The 286-nt window shown below is 69.2% G+C and carries 1 protein-coding gene; it reads left to right on the top strand.

Going from position 1 to position 286, the window contains the following annotated elements; translation table 11 throughout:
* A partial coding sequence (locus ACMUOY_RS20300; RefSeq protein ID WP_413894533.1) for an AMP-binding protein occupies positions 1 to 286 on the top strand: 286 nt, incomplete at both ends.

Genomic DNA, 286 nt, shown 5'->3' with positions numbered 1-286 from the left:
ACAAGGCGCTGATCGAATGCCCGCAGGCCGAGGCGCTGGCCTGTGCCGGCCGTCGCTGGACCTGGGCGGCCTTCACCGACCGCGTGGCGCGCCTGGCCGCAGTGCTGCAGCAGCTGGGCCTGCAGCCCGGCGACCGGGTCGGCATGCTGGGCATGAACAGCGACCTCTACGTGGTGTTCTTCCATGCCGTGTGGTGGGCCGGCGGCGTGGTCAACCCGGTCAACCTGCGCTGGAGCGCGGCCGAGATTGCCTATTCGTTGGACGACTGCGATACGCGCATCTTGCT

It is taken from the genome of Candidatus Skiveiella danica (genome assembly GCF_022705245.1).
In the GTDB taxonomy this organism is placed as follows: Bacteria; Pseudomonadota; Gammaproteobacteria; order Burkholderiales; family Burkholderiaceae_C; genus Skiveiella; species Skiveiella danica.
This window is presented reverse-complemented; position numbering and strand designations above follow the sequence as displayed.